An 18,177-nucleotide genomic window follows, 5' to 3' on the forward strand; every position below is an offset into this window, starting at 1 on the left:
TGATCGCCGCCGCGCATGGACCCGCGCAGGTGGCCGCGCGCGGGCTGCTGTTCGCGGCCGGCCGGCGCGCAAGCCTGCGCCGGGTCGGCCTGCTGGCCGCGGGGCTGGTGCCGGTCGGCATGCTGGCACTCGCCGCCGGTCCGGCGAGCCTGGCGCTGACGGTCGTGTTCGTGCTCGCCTGGGCGGTGGCAGACGGGCTGATGACCATCGTGCGCGCCGCCGGAACGGCGGAGATCCTGGGGCGGGAGGGCTATGGCACGGTGACGGGCGCGCTCTCGGCCATCTCGGTGCTGCCGCGCACCGGCGCGCCGCTGCTGCTGGCGCTGCTGTGGGACGGCATGGGCGGCTACGGGCTGGTGCCCTGGCTGCTGGTGGCAGTGGGGCTGGTGGGGGCGGCCGGTTTCGCCGCGGCGGCGCGGGCGCGCTGACTGCGCGCAATCAAGCGGCCGCGCCGACGTCGTCCTCGGGCCAGCGCTCGGCGACAAATACGGCGTTGCCGTACCAGATGCCGCGGTCCTGCGTCTTGCGCGTGAGGTTGTACCGTGTGCCCGCGTAGAGATTGAAAAGGCCGTAGCCGAAGGCAAAGAGGAAATCGGCGAGGCGCGAAAAGGGGACGTGCATGGCGTTGTCCGGCGCGATGGCGCACTCGACCTCGACGTACATGATCCGGCGGGTCGCGAGCATGTTCCGGAAGCCGGCCAGCACCTCGAGGTCGTGCCCCTCGGTGTCGATCTTCAGGATGTCGACGCGATCAATGGCGCGCTCCGCGCAGAAGGCATCGCCGGCGGCGACCTCGACCTCCTCGGTCGGACCGCGCGCCTGAAATGGTTCCACAATGCGATTCATGAGGCCGAGCGGCCGAGCCAGCATGACCGCACGGCCTGGCCTGCTTGCGAAGGCGAGCCGATGACGCTGAAGCCCGGCGTCGCCGGCGGTGTTCTCCTCAAGTTTCGCGAAGGTGGCGCTCACAGGCTCGAAGGCGTGCACGGATACGGTTGGCCAAACGCGGCGGATCTGCCCAACCGTCTGGCCGACATTGGCACCGATGTCGAAGATGCAGCGCGGCGTGAATCCCGGGTCGGCGTCGTGGATGCTCTGGAAGATGTTCACGGCAGCCGCGCCTGTCGATGTGGGCAGCGCAAGTGCAGAAGCCGGCTCGACACTGCGTTGCCGACACCGGCACGGTGGGCGGGCAGCACCTCAGGCGCGCGCATCACGCCTGGTCATTGAGATGGCACGCGCTGCGCTGCCCCGGCGCCACCTCGCGCAGCACCGGCACCTCGACCTTGCAGCGTTCCATCGCGTGCGGGCAGCGCGGATGGAAATGGCAGCCAGAGGGCGGGTTGAGCGGGGAGGGGATTTCCCCCTTCACCACCGAGAAGGCGCGCTTGCGGCTCTCGATCCGCGGCACCGAGGCGAGCAGCGACTGCGTGTAGGGATGGTTAGGCTGCGCGAAGACGGTCTCGGAGGGCGCTTCCTCGACCACGCGCCCCAGGTACATGATCACCACGCGGTCCGAGATGTGCTCGACCACGCCGAGGTCGTGGCTGATGAACAGGTAGGTGAGGTCGAGTTCCGTCCGCAGCCGGATGAACAGGTTGAGGATCTGCGCCTGGATCGAGACGTCGAGCGCGGCCACCGCCTCGTCGCAGACGATGAAGTCGGGCTTCACCGCGAGCGCGCGCGCGATGCCGATGCGCTGGCGCTGCCCGCCCGAGAACTGGTGCGGGTAGCGCCGCTTGAAGGCGGGGTCGAGGCCGGCGCGGCGCATCTGCTCGTCCACATAGGCGTCGTAGCCCGAACGCGAGACGATGCCGTGCACCAGCGGCGCCTCGCCCACGATGTCGGCCACGCGCATGCGCGGATTGAGCGAGGCGTAGGGATCCTGGAAGATCATCTGCGTGCGCAGCTTCATCTCCCGCGCCGCGGCGCTGCTGCGCGAGAGGATGTCGGTGCCGTTACGCATTATCACGCCATCCGAGGGCGGCAGGATTCCCGCCACCATGCGCCCGAGCGTGGACTTACCGCAGCCGGATTCGCCGACCAGGCCGACCACCTCGCCCTTGCGGATGGTAAGGTCAACCTTGTCCACCGCGTGGACGACCTCCTCGCGCACCGGCGCGCCGAGGCGCTTCGCGATCTTGCCGGCGAAGTCGAGCTTCTTCTCGAAGCGCCGCGAGATCCCGCGCAGTTCCACCATGGGTGCGCCGGCATCGAGCTTCATCGCCGCACTCATGCCGCCTGCTCCTCGGCCGAGGTGAGCGGGATGAAGCAGCGCGCCTCGCGCCCGGGCAGGATCTCGCGGATGTCGGGTTCGGCCATGCAGGGGGCGGCGGCGCGCGGGCAGCGGGTGCGGAAGGCGCAGCCTGGCGGCAGGTTCAGCAGGGACGGAGTCATGCCGGGGATCTGGCGCAGCGGCTCGCCGCGCTTGTTGCGCGAGGGGACGGAGCCGATCAGCCCCGCGGTATAAGGGTGCAGCGGTCGGTCGAGCACCTCCGCCACCGTGCCTTTCTCGACGATGCGCCCGGCATACATCACCGCGATGTCGTCCGCGAGGCCGGCCACCACCGACAGGTCGTGCGTGATCCAGATGAGCGAGGTGCCGGTGGTCTCGGCCAGCTTCTGCACCTCCGCCAGGATCTGCCCCTGGATGGTGACATCGAGCGCGGTGGTCGGTTCGTCGGCGATGATCAGTTCCGGTTCGTGCAGCAGCGCGATGGCGATCGCGACGCGCTGGCGCATGCCGCCCGAGAATTGGTGCGGATAGGCCTTGAGCCGCTCGTCGGGCGAAGGGATGCCGACCATGCCGAGCGTGTCGCGCGCGCGCTGGCGGGCGGCTTCGTGGCTGACCTTCCTGTGCGCCTGCACAGTCTCGATCATCTGCGTGTCGATGCGCAGGACCGGGTTCAGCGTCATCATCGGGTCCTGGAAGATCATCGCGATGCGGTTGCCCCGCAGGTCGCGCATCTCCTCCTCGCTGAGCTTCGCGAGGTCGCGGCCCTGGAACAGGATGGACCCGCCGGCGATGCGCCCGGGCGCATCCACCAGGCCGATGATCGAGAAGCCGGTGACCGACTTGCCCGACCCCGATTCCCCGACCAGGCCCATGACCTTACCGCGGCGCACGGTGAAGGAGACATCGTCCACCGCCTTCACCACGCCCGCGCGGGTGAAGAAATGGGTCTGCAGGTTGCGGACCTCGAGCGTCGGTGCGGACATGCTCATTTCTTGAGCCGGGGATTCAGTACGTCGCGCAACTGGTCGCCCATCAGATTGATCGACACGATGGTGATGAGCAGCGCGATGCCCGGATAGAACGAGATCCAGTACTTGCCCGAGAGCATGTACTCGTAACCGTTGGCGATCAGCAGGCCGAGCGAGGGCTCGGTGATCGGCACGCCGAGACCCAGGAACGACAGCGTCGCTTCCAGCGCGATCGCGCGCGCCACCTGCATGGTGGCCACCACGATCAGCGGCGGCAGGCAGTTCGGCAGCAGGTGGCGGAACAGGATGCGGTGCGTGGGCAGGGCGAGGCACTGCGCCGCCTCGATGTATTCGCGCCGGCGTTCCACCAGCGCGGTTCCGCGCACCGTGCGCGCGTAATACGCCCATTCCACGATCACCAGCGCGATGACCACGTTCATGATGCCCTTGCCCAGGAAGGCCAGGATCATCAGCGCGACCAGGATGGACGGGAAGGACAGCTGCAGGTCGACCAGGCGCATGATCACCGTGTCGGTCTTCTTGCCGGCATAGGCCGCGAGCAGCCCGAGCGAGGCGCCGACGATGCAGGCGATCAGCGCCGAGCCCGCGCCCACCATCAGCGAGATGCGCAGCCCGTACATGATGCCCGACATCATGTCGCGCCCCTGGTCGTCGGTGCCGAGCCAGTAGGTGAAGCCCGCACCGCCTACCGTGCCGGGCTCCATGCGCCCGTCCATGATGTCGAGTTGCGCGAGGTCGTAAGGGTTCTGCGGCGCGATCCAGGGCGCGAAGATCGCGACCAGCGCGATGACGGCGAAGACGATGGCGCCGCCGACCGCGACCTTGGATTCGCAGAATTCCGAGACGAAGCGCCGGAACGGCGTCTCGACCCTGGCGGGCACCGGCGCGGAAGCCGGTGCACCCTTCAGCGCGACATCGCTCATGTGCCCTTGGTCTCCAGCCTCACGCGCGGATCCAGCATCGAGTAGGTCAGGTCCACGATCAGGTTGATGGTGATGAACAGCAGCACGATGATCATCAGGTAGGCGACGATGACCGGCCGGTCGAGCACGTTGATGCTGTCGATGATCAGCTTGCCCATGCCCGGCCAGGCAAAGACGCTCTCGGTCACCACCGAGAAGGCGATGGTAGAGCCGAGCTCGAGACCCACCACGGTCACCACCGGGATCAGGATGTTCTTGAACACGTGCACGAAGGTCACGCGCGACCGGGAAAGCCCCTTGGCGCGGGCGAACTTCACGTAGTCCATCAGCATGGTCTCGCGCACGCCCGCGCGCGTCAGTCGGATCACCAGGCTGATCTTGAACAGCGCCAGGTTCAGCGCCGGCATCGCCATGTGGCGCAGCCCGTCCCAGGTCAGGAAGGACCATTGCAGGCCCTCGCTGCAGGGCTGCAGCCCGACGAAGCCGAGCACCGAGCAGGTCTCCCCGCGCCCGGTCGAGGGCAACCATCCGAGCTGCACCGCGAACACCATGATGAGCATCAGCCCGACCCAGAAGGTCGGCAGCGAGAAGCCCAGGATCGAGCCCGCCATGATGCCCTTGCTGACCGGCGAGTCCGGCTTCAGCCCCGCATAGAGGCCGAGCGGCAGGCCGATCAGGATCGACAGGAACATGGCCCCGAAGGCCAGCTCCATCGTGGCCGGCATGCGCTGGAGGATCAGCTTCAGCGCCGGCTCGTTGAACACGAAGGACCGCCCGAGGTCGCCCTTCAGCGCATTGCCCAGGAAGACCAGGTACTGTTCCCACAGCGGCAGGTCGAGGCCGAGCGCGGCGACGGCCCGCTCGCGCTCGATCTGGTCGGCGTCCGGGCTGATCAGGATCTCGACCGGGTCGCCGATCCCGTAGATGCCGACGAAGACGATGATGGACATCGCCAGCACGACGAACAGCGCCTGGATCAGGCGCCGCACGAGGTAGACAGTCATCGCCGGCGTTCCCTACGGCTTCAGCGCGGCGCGGGGCGCAGGTTCTGCGCGAGCGTCAGTTCCTCGACGCTCGCGGTGTATTCGAAGCCGCGACGCGTCGCCCAGATGTTGGTCTGGATGTGGATCGGCACCACCGCCACGTCCTCCATCGCGATGCGCATCGCGCCCACGATCAGCTCGCCGCGCCGGGCCTCGTTCAGCTCCGACAGCGATTCCAGCAGCATCGCGTCGACCTGCGGGTTGGAATACCGCCCGCGGTTCGACGCCCCCCAGCCGCGGTCGCGGTTCACCGTCGCGAGGATGTTGCGCAGCGGGTGCGAACCGTCCGGGTTCGACCCCCAGCCGATCAGGAAGGACGAATATTCGCTGCGCCCGGCGCGCCCCACGAAGGTCGTCCAGGGCTGCGCCTCGACCGCGGTGCGAACGCCGATCCGCGTCCACATCTGCCCGATCGCCTGGATGATGCGCGCGTCGTTGATGTAGCGGTCGTTCGGCCCGTTCAGCTGGATGCGGAAGCCCTGCGGGTAGCCGGCCTCGGCCAGCAGGCGGCGCGCCCCGTCCGGATCGTACGGGATGGCCGGCAGGTCGCCGACATGCCCGAACACGCCCTGCGGCAGGAACTGGTTGGCGGGCACCGCGGCCCCTTCCATCACGCGATCGACGATGGCGCGACGGTCGATCGCCATGGACAGCGCGCGCCGCACGCGCACATCGGCCAGCGGGTTTCGCCCGAGCGGGCGGCCGTCATTATCGGTCACGTAGGGCGAATTCTCGTTCGCCGGGCGCAGGTGGTCGAGGCCGAGGAAGATCAGCCGCAGCCCGACCTGCTCGGCCAGGCGCACGCGCTGGTCCTGGCGCAGCCTCGCGACATCCGAGGTCGGCACCTGATCGATCAGGTCCACGTCCCCGGCGAGCAGGGCCGCGGTCCGCGCCGCATCATTGGTGACCATGCGGTAGTTCACGCGCTGGAAGGGCGCGCGCTCACCCCAGTAGCCGTCCCACCGCTCGAACTCGATGCGGTCGCCGTTGCGGTGCGCCACGGCGCGGTAGGGGCCCGTGCCGGCCGCCGCGCGCAGCGAGTTGAAATCCTCGGTCGTCGCGTTCTCGGCGGTCTCCTTGTCGACGATGCGCACATTCGTCATGTCGAGCGGCAGCAGCGGATAGGGCTGCGGGGTATGGAAGCGGATGGTCAGCGGATCGACGATCTCGATGCGCGACATGGTCCGCGAATAGGCCGCGAAGGAGGACGGGCTGTTCGGCACGTTGGGCAGCCGCTGCAGCGTGAACGCCACGTCGTCCGCCGTGAAGGCGTTGCCGTTGTGGAAGCGCACGTTGGGGCGCAGCTTGAATTCCCACACGGTGGGTTCGACCGCCCGCCACTCCAGCGCAAGGCCCGGGATGTTGCGCGACTGCGGGTCGGTATTGACCAGCCGGTCGAAGATGATGTCGGCGACCGCGTTGTTCGGCGAGAGCTGGTGGTAGTGCGGATCGATCGAGGTGACCGGCGCGCCGACCGCGATATTCGCGGTCTGGGCCGCGGCCTGACCGGCCGCCAGTGCCACGCCCGCCGCCACGAGCATCGTCGCGGCACCGGTCTGCCGCTGCTTCATCCGCTTCATCCCAAGCCTCCCGGGCAGCATTTCCTGGCCCGCGTTGTAGCAGCCCGTCACGGCCGCCGCTAGGCTCGCCACCTGCCACCCTGAACGCCGGAGACACCGCGATGCCACGCCTGCCCGCACACCGCGCACTGCTTGCCTGCACAATGATCGCGGCCGGCGCGGCGCATGCCTCGGCACAGAACCTCACCATCGGGATCGGCGGATCGCCCACCTCGCTCGACCCGCATTTCTACAATGCCTCGCCCAACATCAGCCTCACCCAGCACATGTTCGACCGGCTGGTCGAGACCGACGCGCAGGCGCGGCTGCGCCCCATGCTCGCGGAATCCTGGCGCGCGGTGGAACCGACGGTCTGGGAGTTCAGGCTGCGCGCCGGCGTGAAGTGGCATGACGGGCGCGACCTCAGCGCCGACGACGTGGCCTTCACGATCGAGCGCGTGCCGACAGTGCGCAATTCCCCCGGATCCTTCGCCGGGCTGATCCGCGCCATCACCCGCGTCGAGGTGGTGGACCCGCTGACCATCCGCTTCCACACCGTCGCCCCGCATCCGCTGCTGCCGGTCGAGCTCGCCTCGATCCAGGTCATCTCGCGCCATGCCGGCACGGGGGCCGAGACCGAGCAGTACAATGCCGGCACCGCCGCGATCGGCACCGGGCCCTACCGCCTGGTCTCCTACCGCTCAGGCGACCGCACGGAATTCGCACGCAACGATGCCTACTGGGGCGGCGCGCAGCCCTGGGCGCGGGTGTCCTACCGCTTCGTCGCCAACGACGCCTCGCGCACCGCCGCACTCCTGGCAGGCGATGTGGACGTGATCGACCAGGTGCCCTCGACCGACCTGGCGCGGCTGCGCCGCGAACCGCGCGTCAGCCTGTTCGAGATCCAGGGCCTGCGGCTGATCTACATGATCCCGGACTATTCCCGCACCGAGAACCCGCTCTGGGTCACCGACAACAACGGCCAGGCGCTGCCGCGCAACCCCTTCCAGGACGTGCGGGTGCGCCGTGCCATGTCGGTCGCGATCGACCGCGCCGCGCTGGCCGAGCGCGTGATGGAAGGCACCGCGCGCCCGACCGGCCAGTGGCTGCCGCCCGGATCCTTCGGCTACAACCCGGACGTGCCGGTGCCGGCCTACGACCCCGACGGTGCCCGCCGGCTGCTGGCGGAAGCAGGCTTCCCGCAGGGCTTCCGCATCACCGCCTCCTGCCCCAACGACCGCTACCCGAACGACGCACGCACCTGCCAGGCGGTGGCGCAGATGTGGACGCGTATCGGCGTGCGCACCGAGGTGCAGGCGCTGCCCTGGGCGACCTACTCTGCCCGGACCTCGCGCCAGGAATTCAACATGCGCATGGGCGGCTGGGGCTCGGTGACAGGCGAGGCCTCCTACATGCTGGTCAACATCTTCGGCACCTACGACCGCGAGCGCCGCCGCGGCGCATCGAACTCCTCGCGCTTCTCCAACGCCGCGCTCGACACCCTGACCGAACAGGCAGCCGCCACGCTCGACGACGAGCGGCGCGAGGCGATGCTGCGCGATGCGGTGCGCATGGTGACCGTGGAGCACCAGGCAATGATCCCGCTGTTCCAGCTGGTGAACTTCTGGGCGACGCGCCGCGGCCTGACCTACGAGGCCCGGATGGATGAGCGCACCACGGCCATGAGCGTGCGCCCGGCGAACTGACGCCGCCTCAGCCCTGCCGGCCGGCGACGAAGCGTTCCAGCCAGTGGATCGTGTAGTCGCCGGACTGGAACTCGGCATCCTCCATCACCGCCTGGTGCAGCGGCAGCGTGGTGCGGATGCCGGCCACCACCATCTCGCCCAGCGCGCGGCGCATGCGCCCGATCGCCTCGGCGCGCGTGGGCGCATGCACCACCAGCTTCGCGACAAGGCTGTCGTAGTGCGGCGGCACGGTGTAGCCGGAATACAGCGCGCTATCGACGCGCACGCCAAGGCCGCCCGGCGCGTGATAGGTGTTCACCCGGCCCGGGCTCGGCGCGAAGGTGTCGGGGTCCTCGGCGGTGATGCGGCATTCGATCGCATGGCCGGAGAAGGCGATGTCCTTCTGCGTGTAGCCGAGCGGCTCGCCCGCCGCGATGCGGATCTGTTCCTTCACCAGGTCGACGCCGCAGACCATCTCGGTCACCGGGTGCTCGACCTGCAGGCGCGTGTTCATCTCGATGAAGGCGAACTGCCCGTCCTGCCACAGAAACTCGAGCGTGCCGGCGTTGCGGTAGCCGAGCTTCGACAGCCCCGCCGTCACGCGCGCGCCCAATTCGTCGCGCTCGGCCGCGGTCAGGACAGGGCTGCCCGCTTCCTCGACCAGCTTCTGGTGGCGGCGCTGCAGCGAACAGTCGCGCTCGCCGAAATGCACGACGTTGCCGTGGGTGTCGGCCAGCACCTGCAATTCGATGTGGCGCGGACGGTCGAGGTACTTTTCCAGGTACACGCTGTCGTCGCCGAAGGCGGCCTTGGCCTCGCTGCGCGCGACGCGCCAGGCTTCCTCGAGTTCGTCCGCGGACCGCGCCACCTTCATGCCGCGCCCGCCGCCGCCGGCGGCAGCCTTGATCAGCACGGGGTACTTCACCTGCTCGGCGACCGCGCGGGCTTCCTCGAAGGTGTCGAGCGCACCGGCCGATCCCGGCACCAGCGGCACATCCAGGCGCCGCATCGCGTCCTTCGCCGCAATCTTGTCACCCATCATGCGGATATGGTCGGGAGAGGGGCCGATGAACTTCAGCCCATGCGCTTCCACCATTTCCGCGAAGCGCGCGTTCTCGCTCAGGAAGCCGTAGCCCGGATGCACCGCGTCCGCGCCGGTGATGGTCGCCGCCGACAGGATGGCCGCGACATTCAGGTAGGAATCGCGCGCCGCCGGCGGGCCGATGCACACGCTCTCATCGGCCAGGCGCACATGCATCGCGGTGGCATCCGCGGTGGAATGCACGGCCACGGTGCGGATGCCCATCTCCTGGCAGGCGCGATGGACGCGCAGCGCGATCTCGCCGCGGTTGGCGATCAGGACCTTGCCGAACATGGGATAGGCCAACCTATTCGACGATCATCAGGGGCTCGCCGTATTCGACGGGCGTGCCGCTCTCGACCAGGATGCGCGTCACGGTTCCCGCGCGCGTTGCCTTGATCTGGTTGTAGGTCTTCATCGCCTCGATCAGCAGCAGAGTCTGGCCCTGCGCGACCTTCGACCCCACGGTCACGAAGGGTGCGGCGTTCGGTTCGGGCGACATGTAGGCCACGCCCACCATCGGGCTGGTCACCGCGCCGGGGTGGTCGGCGTCCAGCGCCTCGGCCACGATGGCGGGGGCGGCGGCAGGCGCGGCCGCGGCCGGCGCCGTCACGGTCACCTGCGTCGCCGCCGGTGCCGCGATCACCGACTGGCGCACCACGCGAAGCCGCGCGTCCTTGTCCACCAGCTCGATCTCGGTGAGATCCGTCTCGCGCAGGATCTGCGCCAGCTCGCGGATCGCGGCGGCGTCGAATTGGATGAAGTTGCCCATCATTCCCCGTCCTGCTCGACCAGGTCCGCCATCGCGCGCATGGCCAGCGCATAGCCCTGCACGCCAAGCCCGCAGATCACGCCGGTCGCCGCCTTCGAGATGAAGCTGTGGTGCCGGAATTCCTCCCGGCGGTGGATGTTCGTGATGTGCACCTCGATCACCGGCAGGCCGACCGCCAGCAGTGCGTCCATGACCGCGATCGAGGTGGTGGTGTAGCCTGCGGGGTTGATGATGATGCCCGCGGCCCGGCCACGGCATTCCTGCACCCAGGTCACCAGCTCGCCCTCCGAATTGGTCTGGCGGAAGTCGATCGCCAGGCCGAATTCCTCCGCCGTTTCGGCGCAGAGCGCCTCCACGTCATCCAACGTCGAGGAACCGTATTTCTCCGGTTCGCGGACGCCGAGCATGTTGAGGTTCGGGCCGTTCAGCACGGCGATCAGAGGCGGGGTCACGGGCGTTTCCCGGTGCAAGGGCCGCATGGGCTAGCACGGGGGGTTTCCGGGGGGCAAGCGGGGGTCTGGCCAGCCATGCGCCCCCCCGCCTTGCGGGCCCCCCCCGGCTTCGCCACATTCCGCCCAGCCATGAGAAGCCGCATCGCCATCACCGTGAACGGGGAAGCCCGCGACATCGCCCCCGGCGACACCGTCGCCGCCCTGCTGCGGACCATCGGCCTCGACACGCGCAAGGTCGCGGTCGAGCGCAACGAGGAGATCGTGCCGCGCTCCACGTACGACAGCGTGGCACTCACCGCGGGCGACCGGCTTGAGATCGTGCACTTCATCGGCGGAGGCTGAGAGCATGGATGGCGTTCCCGCCGCGGATGACAGCTGGGAGGTCGCCGGCCGGCGCTTCCGCTCGCGCCTGATCGTGGGTACCGGGCGCTACAAGTCACTTGAGGAGACCGCGGCGGCGATCGAGGCCTCGGGCGCCGAGATCGTCACTGTCGCGGTGCGGCGGGTGAACCTGTCCGATCCGTCCGCGCCCATGCTGCAGGATTTTGTCCCACCCACGCGCTACACCTACCTGCCGAACACCGCCGGCTGCCACACCGCGAACGACGCCGTGCGCACGCTGCGCCTGGCGCGCGAGGCGGGCGGGTGGAACCTGGTGAAACTGGAAGTTCTTGGCCCGCCGCCCTTCCTGTATCCGGACATGGAAGGCACGCTGGAAGCCGCGCGCGCCCTGATCGCCGATGGGTTCGAGGTGATGGTCTATTGCGCCGACGACCCCGTCGCGGCGCGCAAGCTGGAAGACATGGGCTGTGTGGCGATCATGCCGCTCGGCGCGCCGATCGGCTCGGGGCTGGGACTGACCAATCCCTTCATGATCCGCTCCATCAAGCAGCAGGCGAAGGTGCCGGTGCTGGTCGATGCCGGGATCGGGACGGCCTCCGATGCGGCAAAGGCCATGGAGCTGGGCTGCGACGCGGTGCTGCTGAATTCCGCCATCGCGCACGCCCGGGACCCGGTGCGCATGGCGGTGGCGATGAAGGCGGCGGTGGAGGCCGGGCGCAACGCCTTCCTCGCGGGGCGCATGCCGGTGAACTACCAGGCCGATGCGTCGAGCCCGATGTCCGGGCTGATCCGGTAGCGCGCTTCAGCCGCCCTCCCGCAGGGCGCGGATCTCCTCGGCGACGACCGCCGCGGGCATGTCGGCATGCCAGCGCGCCGGCACCTCGAGCGCATCCGTAAGGCGCCGCTTGTACTCGGCCTTCGGGATCTCGACCGCGCCGAAGCGTGCCAGGTGGGTGGTGAGGAACTGCGTGTCGAGCAGCACGAAGCCGCACAGCCTGAGCCGCGCGACCAGGTGCACAAGCGCGACCTTCGAGGCATCGGTTACGCGGGAGAACATGCTCTCCCCGAAGAAGGCGCCGCCGAGCGCCACGCCATAGAGGCCGCCGACCAGGCGTCCCTCCTGCCAGGTCTCGACGGAATGCGCGGCACCGCGCGCGTGCAATGCGATGAACAGGCGTTCGATCTCGGGGTTGATCCAGGTGTCCATCCGCCCCGGCGCCGGTTCGGCGCAGCCGCGGATCACGCCGGCGAAGTCCTGGTCCGCCGTCACGGCGAAGCGGCCGGACAGCGCCGTGCGCTTCAGCCGCCGCGGCAGGTGGAACCCGGCATCGATGGGCAGCACGCCGCGCAGCGCGGGGTCGAGCCAATACAACCGCTCGGACTGCCGGCTCTCGGCCATCGGGAAGACGCCCGCGCCATAGGCGCGAAGCAGCAGGTCGGGGGTGACCTCCAGCTGGCGGCGACTCATGTCGGCAGCCTGCACCAGCCGGGGTGCCCCCGTCACTCTTCCTCGTCGTCGGCCGGGGCGACGGGGAGGATGGCGGTTTCCTTGAGCGTCGCCAGCGCCAGGATGGTCTCGGTCCGCTCGACCCCGCCGCGGCGGCGCAATTCGCTCGCGACGAAGGCCTCAAGCTCGGCGAGGCTCGCGACGCGCAGCTTGAGCAGGTAGGACCAGGCGCCCGAAACCGCGTGGCATTCCAGCACCGATTCGAGCGGCAGCAGGGCCTCGCGGAACTTCTGGTCGGTGGTGGCCGGGCGGAGTGCCACGAAGACCCAGGCGAGCAGCGGGCAGCCGACGGCGGCGGGGTCGAGGTCGGCGCGCCAGCCGCGGATCGTGCCGCGTTCCTCGAGCCGCTTGACGCGCTCGGCGGTGGCGGAGACGGATAGTCCGGCGACCTTGGCGAGTTCCGCGAGGCCGGCGGCCCCGTCATGCTGGAGCGCGACCAATATGTTCCGGTCAATGCTGTCCATGGCCGCAGCCTATCCGGTCCTTGGCGGCATGGAAAGGAAAAGCATCGGGCACCCCGGGCATGGGGAGACTGCCATGCCCGATGGCGGGGATCGGCTGTGCCGAGCGCAGCCATGCCGGCGGATCCGTGCGTGGCGCCACAGCATGCCTGCCGTCCGAGGAAGGCGCCAGAAAACGGATCGCGGCCTGGCCGCGATCCGGGCGCGCAGAGGGCGGCGGCGCCCCGACCGTCAGCGCATGGCGCGCAGGCGCGCCGCTGGGACGGCGCGCGCCCGCCGCCCGAGCGTCAGATGTAATGCTCCGCCAGCGGCCGGAAGCCGTTGAAGGCCTGCGACGCATAGGTCGTCACATAGGCCCCGGTCGAGAGCAGTTCGACCCGGTCGCCGCAGTCGAGCGCCAGAGGCAGGCGGTAGTTCGACTTCTCGTACAGCGTGTCGGTGCTGTCGCAGGTCGGGCCCGCGATGGTGACCGGGCCGTCCGCGCCGCCATCATGCGGCGTGCGGAGGGCGTATTTGATCGCCTCGCCCTCGGTCTCCGCAAGGCCGCCGAAGCGGCCGATGTCCAGGTAGACCCAGCGCACCGGATCGTCCTTGCCCTTGCGGGAGACGAGCACGACCTCGCTGCTGACCACGCCGGCGTCGCCCACCATGAAGCGGCCGGGCTCGATCAGCATCTCCGGCAGGTCGTTGCCGAAATGCTGGGTCATCGCGCCCATGATGGCGGTGCCGAAATCGTCGATGCCCGGGACCTCGGCGCGGTAGCGCACCGGGTAGCCGCCGCCCAGGTTGACCATGCGCAGCTTCACCCCGGCCTCCTTGAGGTCGGTGAACAGCATGGCGACGCGCGCGATCGCCCCTTCATAGGCCGCCGTGCTGGTCTGCTGGCTGCCGACATGGAAGGAGATGCCATAGGGGTCGAGGCCGAGCTCGCCGGCCTGCACCATCAGGTCGCGCGCCATGTCCAGCTCGCAGCCGAACTTGCGGCTGAGCGGCCATTCCGCGCCCTCGTTCTTCACCAGGATGCGGCAATAGACGCGCGCGCCGGGGGCGTTGCGGGCGATCTTGAGCAGCTCCGCCTCGCTGTCGAAGGCGAACATGGTCACGCCCGCCTCATGCGCCGCACGGATGGCCGAGACCTTCTTCACCGTATTGCCGTAGGAGATCGCGCCAGGCAGCGCACCGGCGGCGAGGCAGGCCTGGATTTCCTCCCAGGACGCGGCATCGAAGGACGATCCAAGGACGGTCAGCCGCTGCAGGATCGGCGAGGCCGGGTTCGCCTTCACGGCGTAGTAGACGCGCGCGAGCGGCAGCGCCGCCTTGAGGCGCCGGTAGTTCTGCTCCACCCGGTCCACGTCGAGGACGAGGCACGGCGTCGCGGGCGCGTGGTCGCGCAGATACTCAGCGATCTTCGGGGTCATCGCCGCACCTTTCCAGGCTCCGGTGGGCCGCCTGTCCAGGCGACGGCCCTAGGTTGACGAAACGGTCGAACGAACCAGCGACCAAGTTGGCCGCCCGGCTGACGCCGGACGGGGTTGCCAGAACGCTTGACGTCGTTGCGTAAACCCTTTGGCCGGGTTGGGGCCGGGGGCCAGAGGCACGTGCGTACTGCGTCTGTCGCGGCGTATAGGCCCCCCGCCCCGGCGCGCAAAGGGAAAAATGAGGCCGGCCCGAATTTTTTTCTCAATCCCGGCGCAATGCCAGGAAAGCGGCCAGGGGACCAAGCCGGCTCCGGGCGATTCGACCCGTGGCGGGCAGGAATCGCAGGAAGCTTACCGGTTGTTCAGGTGCAGGGCGTCCGCCGCATCATGCCGCGGCGGCCGGGGCGCCGGCATTCTCGTTCACCGCCCGTCGCAACGCCTGGCGGTAGCGCTCGCGCCGCCATTGCAGCAGGCGCCAGGCGCCCTTCGCCGCGATATCGGCCATGCGCCCGCGCGGCTCGAGCCCGATCGACTTGAAGATCATGCCCATGCCGCGCTCGATGTGGTGGAAACGGTAGAAGCCCATCGCACGCCCCATGTAGCCGCTGATGCAGCGGTCATGGTCGTAGGGCGTCCCCTCGGGCTCGTTGCCGCAGTGGAAGGCGAAGGCGAGCTCGTCGTCCTCGCTCTCGCCAATGCGGCCCAAGGCCACGCGCAGCCGGCGCGGGAAGGACAGGTTCTCGCGCGCCAGGTAGCGCTTGAGATGGTCGTAGAACAGCTTGAAGTGCCGGTATTCGTCGGCGGCGATCAGCCTGCAGACCTGCTTCAGCGCGGGCTCCTGCGTCGCCTCGCCCAGCGCGCTGTAGTAGGAGGAGGTGCCGGTCTCGACCATGCAGCGCGCGATGAGCTCGCCGCTGCGCGACCCGCGAATCGAGGCATCTGCGTCGAGCTGCACCTGGTAGCCGGCGCGATAGCGCGCGAAGGCCGCCTGGAAGTCCCAGCCCGGATCGGCCAGTTCGCCCCAACGGCCGAGTGCGTCGCCATGCTGCGTTTCCTCCACGCCCCAGTGTTCGGCCGCGGCGCGGAAATCGGGGTCGTCGCGGAACACGCGCGAGAGGTAGGTCACGTAGTCCGCCGCGTTGCGCTCGACCATCGCGGCCGCCTTCACCAGCGGCACGATCTCGGGATCGACCTTCGACCGGTCGAAGCGATCCCAGCCCACCTCGTCGATATTCCAGTGCTTCATGGGAACTCCCTCGGGCGGACTAAGGTCGGACAGCGCAACGGGCCGCGGCCAATCTTCGGTGCCGGCGTGGCGGTTTCAAGGCGCGGCGACCGATTGCCCCGGCAGCGCGCTCCGGCGGCAACGCTTCGCGGGGGACGCGCCATGGCATCCGCGCGGCGGCCGCGCCGCCCGGAGCCGCCGTCGGAGCGGATCACGCGACCGCGCCGGATGGACGGAAGGTCCTGGCCACCCGCTCCAGGCTCTCTGTCGTGGCGAGCAGGGTCGCGCCCCGCACGACGCGGCCAAGTCACCTGCGTAGATCGTCGGGGCCTGGGCCAACCGGAATTGGGCGCGGCGGCGATGGACGCACGGCGCGGACGGGCCGTGACGGCAGGTCTTCAGGCGGACTGTGCGGCCGCCAGCATGGCCCGCGCCGCCAGCACGCGCGCCATCGCAGCCTCGCGCTTTTCTGGCGTGGCGCCTTCGGCGTTCAGCTCGGCGAGCACCTTCTCGGCCGCGGTGATGCGCTGCTCGGCCTCGTTGCGCGACAGCTGGGCGACGGGCGTCGCCTCGTCCGCCAGGACGGTCACCCGCGTGGGGGTGATCTCGGCGAAGCCACCGGGGACAAAGAGGCTTTCGGTCTCGACGCCACCCTCGCGCACCGAGATCACGCCGCCGCGCAGGGCGACGATCATCGGCGCATGGCCGGGCAGCACGCCCATCTGGCCATCGGCGGCGGGCAGCAGGGCCATCTCCACCGGGCGCGAGAGCAGCAGCTTCTCCGGGGAGACGAATTCGAGCTGGAAGGTGGCCATCCGTGCAAACCCCTACGACATCAAGGCGACGCCAAACGACCGGCGCGAACCACTATCACACGCGGCGCGCCCGCACCGCGGTAACACGCCCTGACCGGATCCGGCCGCACAGCGGCCGGCGCCGCCCATAAGGCCGGCCCCCAGGCGCGCCAGCGATGCGGCGAAAGCCAAGGCGGCCGGATGGCCGTCGCCCGGCGTCTGAGGGCCAAACAAACTCTCTCGATTGAAGGCGCCGCTACGCCGCCGCCTTCAACCCTTCCGCCTTCTTCACGGCTTCTTCAATCGTGCCGACCATGTAGAAGGCCGCTTCCGGCAGGTGGTCGTACTCGCCCCTGCAGATCGCGGCGAAGGACCGGATCGTGTCCTCCAGCTTCACGAAGACGCCGGGCGAACCGGTGAAGACCTCGGCCACGTGGAAGGGCTGCGATAGGAAACGCTGGATCTTGCGCGCGCGCGCCACGATCAGCTTGTCCTCCTCCGACAGCTCGTCCATGCCCAGGATGGCGATGATGTCCTGCAGCGACTTGTAGGTCTGCAGGATCTTCTGCACTTCGCGGGCGGTATTGTAGTGGTCGTCGCCGACGATGCGCGGGTCCATGGCGCGCGACGTCGAGTCGAGCGGATCCACCGCCGGGAAGATGCCCAGCTCCGCGATCGAGCGGTTGAGCACCGTCGTCGCATCCAGGTGCGCAAAGGACGTTGCCGGGGCCGGGTCGGTCAGGTCGTCCGCCGGCACGTAGATCGCCTGCACCGAGGTGATCGACCCCTTCTTGGTGGAGGTGATGCGCTCCTGCAGCGCGCCCATGTCGGTGGCGAGCGTGGGCTGGTAGCCCACCGCGGACGGGATACGGCCCAGCAGCGCCGACACCTCGGCGCCCGCCTGGGTGAAGCGGAAGATGTTGTCGATGAAGAACAGCACGTCCTGCCCCTGCTCGTCGCGGAAGTATTCCGCGATCGACAGGCCCGACAGCGCCACGCGCGCGCGAGCGCCCGGCGGCTCGTTCATCTGGCCATAGACCAGCGCCACCTTGGAGCCCTCGGTCGTGCCCTCGCCCAGCTTGATGACGCCAGCATCGACCATCTCGTGGTACAGATCGTTGCCTTCGCGGGTGCGCTCGCCCACCCCGGCGAAGACCGACACGCCGCCATGCGCCTTGGCGACGTTATTGATCAGTTCCTGGATGGTCACGGTCTTGCCCACGCCGGCGCCGCCGAACAGGCCGATCTTGCCGCCCTTCAGGTAGGGGGCCAGCAGGTCGATCACCTTGATGCCCGTCACGAGAATCTCGGCGGAGGTCGCCTGCTCGTCGAAGGACGGCGCATCACGGTGGATGGTGTAGGACTTCTCGGCATTCACCGGACCGCGCTCGTCGATCGGCTCGCCGATCACGTTCAGGATGCGCCCCAGGGTGGCCGGACCGACCGGCACCGAGATGCCCGCGCCGGTGTCGACCACTTCCGTGCCGCGCACCAGGCCGTCGGTGGTGTCCATGGCGATGGTACGCACCGTGCGCTCGCCCAGGTGCTGCGCCACTTCGAGCACGAGGGTGCGGTCCTCGACCTTGGTGTGCAGGGCGTTCAGGATGTTGGGCAGGTCCTGCGGGAACTGCACGTCCACGACGGCGCCCAGCACCTGCGTGACCTTGCCGACATTGTTCTTCACGATGGC

Annotated in this window: 18 protein-coding genes and 1 pseudogene; 4 read left to right on the plus strand and 15 right to left on the minus strand. The window is 69.2% G+C overall.

The features are described from left to right. Positions 1-428 (plus strand): annotated as a pseudogene (locus HW578_RS06840) (MFS transporter); the annotation flags it as partial. Positions 429-438: 10 nt separating this feature from the next. Here HW578_RS06840 and HW578_RS06845 read toward each other — a convergent pair. From HW578_RS06845 to HW578_RS06870, 6 genes are all read right to left on the minus strand, one after another. Continuing rightward, the gene (locus tag HW578_RS06845; protein ID WP_198369800.1) at positions 439-1,110 is read right to left on the minus strand and encodes an FkbM family methyltransferase; all 672 of its coding nucleotides are present in this window, start codon (positions 1,108-1,110) and stop codon (positions 439-441) included. A gap of 103 nt (positions 1,111-1,213) precedes the next feature. Beyond that, the gene (locus HW578_RS06850) at positions 1,214-2,236 is read right to left on the minus strand and encodes an ABC transporter ATP-binding protein (protein WP_198369801.1); all 1,023 of its coding nucleotides are present in this window, start codon (positions 2,234-2,236) and stop codon (positions 1,214-1,216) included. Then, entirely contained in the window at positions 2,233-3,219 is a 987-nt protein-coding gene (locus HW578_RS06855) for an ABC transporter ATP-binding protein (RefSeq protein WP_198369802.1), read from the minus strand. The genes HW578_RS06850 and HW578_RS06855 overlap by 4 nt, the downstream gene beginning before the upstream one ends. Before the next feature lie 2 nt (positions 3,220-3,221). After that, positions 3,222-4,148: an ABC transporter permease gene (locus HW578_RS06860; RefSeq protein WP_198369803.1), complete on the minus strand. Its 927-nt coding sequence runs from the start codon at positions 4,146-4,148 to the stop codon at positions 3,222-3,224. Next, positions 4,145-5,152, minus strand: coding sequence for an ABC transporter permease (locus HW578_RS06865; RefSeq protein ID WP_198369804.1), 1,008 nt, complete (start codon positions 5,150-5,152; stop codon positions 4,145-4,147). Before HW578_RS06865 ends, HW578_RS06860 begins: the two co-directional genes overlap by 4 nt. A gap of 20 nt (positions 5,153-5,172) precedes the next feature. Continuing rightward, the gene (locus tag HW578_RS06870; protein WP_369407838.1) at positions 5,173-6,771 is read right to left on the minus strand and encodes an ABC transporter substrate-binding protein; all 1,599 of its coding nucleotides are present in this window, start codon (positions 6,769-6,771) and stop codon (positions 5,173-5,175) included. A gap of 101 nt (positions 6,772-6,872) precedes the next feature. Between HW578_RS06870 and HW578_RS06875 the strand changes: the two genes are divergently transcribed. Beyond that, on the plus strand, positions 6,873-8,456 hold the full coding sequence (locus HW578_RS06875) for an ABC transporter substrate-binding protein (protein WP_232478737.1): 1,584 nt from the start codon (positions 6,873-6,875) through the stop codon (positions 8,454-8,456). A gap of 7 nt (positions 8,457-8,463) precedes the next feature. On the opposite strand, the gene accC is transcribed toward HW578_RS06875, so the two are convergent. The 3 genes from accC to aroQ are packed head-to-tail and all read right to left on the minus strand — an operon-like array spanning position 8,464 to position 10,740. Continuing rightward, positions 8,464-9,810 (minus strand): acetyl-CoA carboxylase biotin carboxylase subunit, encoded by a 1,347-nt coding sequence (accC, locus tag HW578_RS06880; RefSeq protein ID WP_198369805.1) that lies wholly within the window; start codon positions 9,808-9,810, stop codon positions 8,464-8,466. A 13-nt stretch (positions 9,811-9,823) separates the two neighbouring features. Next, positions 9,824-10,288, minus strand: a complete 465-nt coding sequence (gene accB, locus HW578_RS06885) for an acetyl-CoA carboxylase biotin carboxyl carrier protein (RefSeq protein ID WP_198369806.1) — start codon at positions 10,286-10,288, stop codon at positions 9,824-9,826. Then, complete coding sequence (aroQ, locus tag HW578_RS06890) at positions 10,288-10,740, minus strand: type II 3-dehydroquinate dehydratase (RefSeq protein ID WP_198369807.1); 453 nt, start codon at positions 10,738-10,740, stop codon at positions 10,288-10,290. Before aroQ ends, accB begins: the two co-directional genes overlap by 1 nt. Before the next feature lie 129 nt (positions 10,741-10,869). Between aroQ and thiS the strand changes: the two genes are divergently transcribed. After that, a complete protein-coding gene (thiS, locus tag HW578_RS06895; RefSeq protein WP_232478738.1) occupies positions 10,870-11,082 on the plus strand; it encodes a sulfur carrier protein ThiS in 213 nt (70 codons plus the stop codon). Between the two features lie 4 nt (positions 11,083-11,086). Next, entirely contained in the window at positions 11,087-11,878 is a 792-nt protein-coding gene (locus tag HW578_RS06900; protein ID WP_198369809.1) for a thiazole synthase, read from the plus strand. 6 nt (positions 11,879-11,884) lie between these two features. On the opposite strand, the gene aat is transcribed toward HW578_RS06900, so the two are convergent. The 6 genes from aat to atpD form a co-directional block, all read right to left on the minus strand. Continuing rightward, positions 11,885-12,550 carry a leucyl/phenylalanyl-tRNA--protein transferase gene (gene aat, locus HW578_RS06905; protein ID WP_198369810.1) on the minus strand — a complete coding sequence of 222 codons (666 nt, stop codon included), beginning with the start codon at positions 12,548-12,550 and terminating at the stop codon, positions 11,885-11,887. A gap of 32 nt (positions 12,551-12,582) precedes the next feature. Then, positions 12,583-13,053, minus strand: coding sequence for an Lrp/AsnC family transcriptional regulator (locus HW578_RS06910; RefSeq protein ID WP_198369811.1), 471 nt, complete (start codon positions 13,051-13,053; stop codon positions 12,583-12,585). 284 nt (positions 13,054-13,337) lie between these two features. Beyond that, the gene (locus HW578_RS06915) at positions 13,338-14,468 is read right to left on the minus strand and encodes a type III PLP-dependent enzyme (protein WP_198369812.1); all 1,131 of its coding nucleotides are present in this window, start codon (positions 14,466-14,468) and stop codon (positions 13,338-13,340) included. A 385-nt stretch (positions 14,469-14,853) separates the two neighbouring features. Next, on the minus strand, positions 14,854-15,714 hold the full coding sequence (locus tag HW578_RS06920) for a ferritin-like domain-containing protein (RefSeq protein WP_198369813.1): 861 nt from the start codon (positions 15,712-15,714) through the stop codon (positions 14,854-14,856). Positions 15,715-16,091: 377 nt separating this feature from the next. Beyond that, positions 16,092-16,508: an ATP synthase F1 subunit epsilon gene (gene atpC / locus HW578_RS06925; protein WP_198369814.1), complete on the minus strand. Its 417-nt coding sequence runs from the start codon at positions 16,506-16,508 to the stop codon at positions 16,092-16,094. Positions 16,509-16,743: 235 nt separating this feature from the next. Then, positions 16,744-18,174, minus strand: a complete 1,431-nt coding sequence (gene atpD / locus HW578_RS06930; protein ID WP_198369825.1) for a F0F1 ATP synthase subunit beta — start codon at positions 18,172-18,174, stop codon at positions 16,744-16,746. Positions 18,175-18,177: the final 3 nt, after the last annotated feature.

It is taken from the genome of Roseomonas rosulenta (assembly GCF_016106005.1).
Taxonomy (GTDB): Bacteria; Pseudomonadota; Alphaproteobacteria; order Acetobacterales; family Acetobacteraceae; genus Neoroseomonas; species Neoroseomonas rosulenta.

Coding starts and splice junctions, on each gene's coding strand:
- HW578_RS06850 (WP_198369801.1), bottom strand. CDS start 2,236: ATGAGTGCGGCGATGAAGCTCGATGCCGGCGCACCCATGGTGGAACTG.
- HW578_RS06855 (WP_198369802.1), bottom strand. CDS start 3,219: ATGTCCGCACCGACGCTCGAGGTCCGCAACCTGCAGACCCATTTCTTC.
- HW578_RS06860 (WP_198369803.1), bottom strand. CDS start 4,148: ATGAGCGATGTCGCGCTGAAGGGTGCACCGGCTTCCGCGCCGGTGCCC.
- HW578_RS06865 (WP_198369804.1), bottom strand. CDS start 5,152: ATGACTGTCTACCTCGTGCGGCGCCTGATCCAGGCGCTGTTCGTCGTG.
- HW578_RS06870 (WP_369407838.1), bottom strand. CDS start 6,771: ATGAAGCGGATGAAGCAGCGGCAGACCGGTGCCGCGACGATGCTCGTG.
- HW578_RS06875 (WP_232478737.1), top strand. CDS start 6,873: ATGCCACGCCTGCCCGCACACCGCGCACTGCTTGCCTGCACAATGATC.
- accC (WP_198369805.1), bottom strand. CDS start 9,810: ATGTTCGGCAAGGTCCTGATCGCCAACCGCGGCGAGATCGCGCTGCGC.
- accB (WP_198369806.1), bottom strand. CDS start 10,288: ATGGGCAACTTCATCCAATTCGACGCCGCCGCGATCCGCGAGCTGGCG.
- thiS (WP_232478738.1), top strand. CDS start 10,870: ATGAGAAGCCGCATCGCCATCACCGTGAACGGGGAAGCCCGCGACATC.
- HW578_RS06900 (WP_198369809.1), top strand. CDS start 11,087: ATGGATGGCGTTCCCGCCGCGGATGACAGCTGGGAGGTCGCCGGCCGG.
- aat (WP_198369810.1), bottom strand. CDS start 12,550: ATGAGTCGCCGCCAGCTGGAGGTCACCCCCGACCTGCTGCTTCGCGCC.
- HW578_RS06910 (WP_198369811.1), bottom strand. CDS start 13,053: ATGGACAGCATTGACCGGAACATATTGGTCGCGCTCCAGCATGACGGG.
- HW578_RS06915 (WP_198369812.1), bottom strand. CDS start 14,468: ATGACCCCGAAGATCGCTGAGTATCTGCGCGACCACGCGCCCGCGACG.
- HW578_RS06920 (WP_198369813.1), bottom strand. CDS start 15,714: ATGAAGCACTGGAATATCGACGAGGTGGGCTGGGATCGCTTCGACCGG.
- atpC (WP_198369814.1), bottom strand. CDS start 16,508: ATGGCCACCTTCCAGCTCGAATTCGTCTCCCCGGAGAAGCTGCTGCTC.